3 protein-coding genes and 1 pseudogene are annotated in these 3335 nt (G+C 75.3%); 2 read left to right on the plus strand and 2 right to left on the minus strand.

The window, feature by feature from the left end; translation table 11 throughout:
* A partial coding sequence (locus CCL05_RS36535; RefSeq protein WP_143590002.1) for a response regulator occupies window positions 1-289 on the minus strand: 289 nt, incomplete at its 3' end.
* Window positions 286-1533 (minus strand): sensor histidine kinase, encoded by a 1248-nt coding sequence (locus tag CCL05_RS36540; RefSeq protein WP_086564942.1) that lies wholly within the window; start codon window positions 1531-1533, stop codon window positions 286-288. The genes CCL05_RS36535 and CCL05_RS36540, both read right to left, overlap by 4 nt.
* A gap of 182 nt (window positions 1534-1715) precedes the next feature.
* Here CCL05_RS36540 and CCL05_RS36545 point away from each other — a divergent pair, with 182 nt between their 5' ends.
* Together CCL05_RS36545 and CCL05_RS36550 are read left to right on the plus strand one after the other, a co-directional pair.
* On the plus strand, window positions 1716-3053 hold the full coding sequence (locus tag CCL05_RS36545; RefSeq protein WP_086564943.1) for a glycosyltransferase 87 family protein: 1338 nt from the start codon (window positions 1716-1718) through the stop codon (window positions 3051-3053).
* A 6-nt stretch (window positions 3054-3059) separates the two neighbouring features.
* A pseudogene (locus CCL05_RS36550) lies at window positions 3060-3335 on the plus strand (alpha-(1-2)-phosphatidylinositol mannosyltransferase); the annotation flags it as partial.

The raw sequence follows: 3335 nt of genomic DNA on the forward strand, positions 1-3335 counted from the left end.
AGACGTACTGGTCGAGGTCGAACGTGGTGAGCATCAGCGCCTTGGTGGCGCCGTCGGTCTCCCTCAGGATCGTGCGCGCGGCCTGGATGCCGTCCAGCCCAGGCATCCTGATGTCCAGCAGGGCCACGTCCGGCCGGTGAGCCAGGGCGAGGGCGACGGCCCGTTCGCCGTCCTCCGCCTCGCCCACGACGTCGATGTCGTCCTGGGTGGACAGCAGGTTCACGAACCCCGTGCGGACCACCGCCTGGTCGTCGGCCACGATCGCCCGTATCGGTTTCCCCGCCGTCACTCGTACACCCCCTCCGCGAAGCTCCTCGAGCCTGCCCGCACCGGCAGTCCGGCCTCGATCAGGAAACCGCCCCCGGGACCGGCGGGCCCGCAGGCCAGGCGCCCGCCGAGCAGGTTCGCACGCTCCCGCATGCCGCTCAACCCGTGTCCGCCGAGGTCGGGTCGGGAGCCCCGGGGGCCGGGGCCGGGACCGTCGTCGGTGATGCGGAGCCGGACCTCGTCCTCCTCGTACGTGAGGCGGATGTCGACCGCGGCGCCCCGGGCGTGCCGGCGGGCGTTGGTCAGGGCCTCCTGGACGATGCGGTAGACCGTGAGTTCGAGGGAGGGCGGGAGCACCGCCGGGCGGGTGCCTGCCGTGTGCAGGGTGACCTCCCCGCCGCCCGACCGGTGGGCCTCCAGCAGCGCCCTCAGGGAGTCGAGCGTCGGTTGCGGCACGACCGGTGCCGCTCCCTCCGCGCCGACCTCGTCCGCGCGCAGCACGCTCAGCAGCCGGCGCAGTTCGGTCAGGGCCGAGCGGGCCGACGAGGCGATCTGCTGGAAGCCGTCGCGGGCGGGCGGGGACAGGTCGGGTGTGGTGTAGGTGGCGCTCTCCGCCTGGACGGCGATCACGGACACCGAGTGCGCCACGATGTCGTGCAACTCCCTCGCTATGGCAGCCCGTTCCTGGGCCGCCGCATGCCTGCGCTCCATGGCGATCAGTTCCCGCTGGGCCGCCTCCCGCGCCCGCCGGGACTCCTCCCGGCTGCGGGTGCCGTCCGCGACACCGACCGTCGCCAGCACGCCCACGGCCAGGACGAACGACTCCGTGAAGTACGACAGCGAGCCGTCGGCACCGACGGCGGGCGCCCGGCCTCCGAGGTCGTACACGCCCACCGCCACATGGCCCACGTTGACCAGCAGAGACCCGGCGATCGCGGCCGCGCCGAGCAGCGCGGGGTGCAGGACCCGGTGGCGGGCGAGCGCGTAGAGGCCCATGACCCCCGCCACCGCCACCGTCATCAGCAGCTCGGGCCGGAAGAGGAAGTTCAGCAGCGCCGCCGGTACCACCAGCAGCCCGGTGCGGGGCTCGCGCCGCCGCCACAGCAGGGGGAGCACCACGAAGGGCAGGGTGGCCAGGACCGTCGTCGAGGTGACGCGGGAGTGCAGGACCTCGGCCGCGGCCAGGAGGACCAGCAGGATGCCGCTGACGTACGGGTAGCGGGGGGAGCGCGGCCATGCGAGGGGGCGCAGGGACGACTGACGCATCCCCACATTGTCGGCCGGGGCGGTCCGGCCCGCGTCACCGTACGGGTTGATCCGGGTGGCGGACGAGTACCACGGGTTGACCCCCAGGACCGGTGCCCGGTGTGACGCTTCCCGGCCGCGCCTTGCGAAGACTTGCCGAACGGAGGAAGGAAGGCCGGCCGGCGAGGGACAAGGGGAGTGCGATGCGGGGGAGTTCGCGAGGACCGCTGTTCGGCTCGGCAGCAGCCGTGCGTACCGCCGCCCCGGCAGGCCTCCCCGGCCCCGGCCCGGGCCCCGTCCGCGTCCCCATATCCCTTCCGCCGTCGGGGCGGAGCGCCGGTCGACGCTGGGAGCCCCTGTGCTGGGCCGCCTGTGCCCTCTTCGCCCTGCTGCTGTGTCTGCGTACGACGCTCGCCCCGCACCAGGTGTGGGGCGCCTGCGGCACCGCCGGATACGGACTCGCCGCGCTCGTCGCCCGTCTCTCCGCGCGGCCCTGGGGCCCGGCGAGCGCGGCGGTGGCCGTCGCCGGGTCCGTGCTGGTGCCGCTGGTGTTCCTGGTCGCGGACGGGGCACGGCAGTTGGAGGTCACGGTCGTCGAGCGGTCCGGCGGGCAGCTGCTGGACTCCGGCACGCCGTACGTCCCGGATCCGGCCGGGCTGCGGGACTACAACCCGTACCTGCCCGGCATGGCGCTCTTCGGGCTGCCCCGGGCCGTCCTCGGCGACGTCCCGCTCGCGGACGCCCGGCTGTGGTTCGCGCTGGTGTCGCTCGGGGCCATGGGGCTGGCCGCCGTGGTGTGCAGAAGCGCAGAGCCGTCCCCGCGTGGCACCGGCCCGCACCGCTCTCCGGCCCAGGCACTCCTCTGGCTCGCCGCCGCCCCCGCAGTCGCTCTCCCGCTCGCCGTCGGCGGTGTCGACCTGCCCGTCATCGCGCTGATGTGTCTCGCGCTCGCCCTCGCGGGGCGGGGCGGCCCCGTCGCCGCCGGGCTCGCGCTCGGTGCCGCCGCGTCGCTGAAGTGGACGGCCTGGCCGGTGCTGCCCGTCGGGCTCGCCCTGCTCGCGGTGACCGCCGGGCGGCGGGCCGCCGTACGGGCCGGTGTCACGGCCGTCGCTCTCGCCGTGTTCGCCGTGCTGCCGGTCGCGCTGGCCGACCCGCGGGCGTTCGCCGAGCACGCGCTGCTCTTCCCGCTCGGCGTGGGAGGCACCGGCTCCCCGGCGGCCAGCCCGCTGCCCGGGTATCTGCTGGCGACGCACGTGCCGGGGGGCTTCGCCCTCGCCGTGGCGGCGCTGGTACTCAGCGCGGTCGCGGTGGCCGGGTCCCTCGTGACGCGCCCGCCGCGCAGCACCGTCGCCGCCGCCGACCGGCTCGCGCTGGGCCTCGGGATCGCCATGTGCCTGATCCCCGCCACCCGCTTCGGATACGTCGTCTATCCGCTGGTGCTGCTCGGCTGGTTCCGGCTCGGGCCGGCCGGTGGTGTCCCGTGGGGCGGGTCACCAGGGCCCACCGCACACCCGTTCACCGTGAAGCCGCTGGAGGACTGACCGGCCATGCCGCGCACGCTCGTCGTCACCAACGACTTCCCGCCCCGGCAGGGCGGCATCGAGACCTTCGTCCACGCCATGACGGTCCGCTTCCCGCCCGACCGGGTCGCCGTCTACACCTCCGGCACACCGGGCGACCGGGCCTACGACGCCCGGCTGCCGTTCCCGGTGGTGCGGGACCGCACGCAGATGCTGCTGCCGACCCGGCGGGTCACCGCCCGGGCGGTGGAGCTGGCCCGCCGGTTCGACTGCGACAGTGTCTGGTTCGGGGCCGCGGCCCCG

It is taken from the genome of Streptomyces africanus (genome assembly GCF_002150735.1).
Lineage (GTDB): Bacteria > Actinomycetota > Actinomycetes > Streptomycetales > Streptomycetaceae > Streptomyces > Streptomyces africanus.

What these genes read in the sequence shown, in the direction of transcription:
- CCL05_RS36540 (WP_086564942.1), bottom strand. Translation starts at nt 1,533, where the DNA reads ATGCGTCAGTCGTCCCTGCGCCCCCTCGCATGGCCGCGCTCCCCCCGC.
- CCL05_RS36545 (WP_086564943.1), top strand. Translation starts at nt 1,716, where the DNA reads ATGCGGGGGAGTTCGCGAGGACCGCTGTTCGGCTCGGCAGCAGCCGTG.